A 922-nucleotide genomic window follows, 5' to 3' on the forward strand; every position below is an offset into this window, starting at 1 on the left:
GTTAAGTGGCCCTGGGTGCACTCCCACAGCCCGGTCGTGATGCGGGCGTCGTCCCACACGGTGGCGGACGCCTCGGTCTGGCCCGCGGTCAGCGCGGTCGGTTTCGGCGCGTGGGCGCCGAGGTCGAGGGCGTCGGTGCCGTGCGAGGCGCGGGTGCGGACGGTGGTGGTGGTCATGCGTGATGCTCCTATGGGGTGAGGGGGTCAGTGCCGGCCGGTGACGACGTCGGCGATGTGCGCGATGGGCGAGGTCTGCGGGCGGCACTGACCCCCTCACCCCATAGGAGCATCACGCATGACCACCACCACCGTCCGCACCCGCGCCGCGCACGGCACCGACGCCCTCGACCTCGGCGCCCACGCGCCGAAACCGACCGCGCTGACCGCGGGCCAGACCGAGGCGTCCGCCACCGTGTGGGACGACGCCCGCATCACGACCGGGCTGTGGGAGTGCACCCCGGGCGACTTCACCGCGGAGCGCGTCGGCTACACCGAGATCTGCACGATCCTCTCGGGCCGCGTGACCGTCGAGGTCGCCGGCGAGGAGCCCGAGGAGTTCGGGCCCGGCGACGTGATGGTCATGCCCTCGGGCTGGGTCGGCGTCTGGCGCGTGCACGAGCCGCTGCGCAAGCACTTCACCACGATCGCGGACTGACCGCGTGACGACGAGAGCGGGTCGCCCGTCGGCGATCGTGGTGGGGGCGGGCGCCTGGGGGCTCCCCGCCGCACTCGGACTGCAGGATCGCGGGTGGAATGTCACCCTGATCGAGCGCTTCGCGCCGGGCGGCCCCGAGGCGTCGAACGGCGGCAGCACGCGGCTGTGGCGCCTGGCAGACACGCAGCCGTGGCGGGCGCGCTCGCTGCGCGGCACGCTCGACGCGATGGAGCGCCTCGGCGACCGGCTCGGTGAGGCCGTCCACCGC

General features: G+C 74.1%; 2 protein-coding genes. Both read left to right on the forward strand.

Annotated elements, in window-relative coordinates:
* The first annotated feature begins 294 nt into the window (after positions 1-294).
* On the forward strand, positions 295-654 hold the full coding sequence (locus NS331_RS25285; protein ID WP_058593869.1) for a cupin domain-containing protein: 360 nt from the start codon (positions 295-297) through the stop codon (positions 652-654).
* A gap of 4 nt (positions 655-658) precedes the next feature.
* On the forward strand, positions 659-922 hold a 264-nt coding region (locus NS331_RS25290), incomplete at its 3' end, for an FAD-dependent oxidoreductase (protein ID WP_153013074.1).

The organism is Pseudacidovorax intermedius, assembly GCF_001476815.1.
GTDB lineage: Bacteria > Pseudomonadota > Gammaproteobacteria > Burkholderiales > Burkholderiaceae_C > Xenophilus > Xenophilus intermedius_A.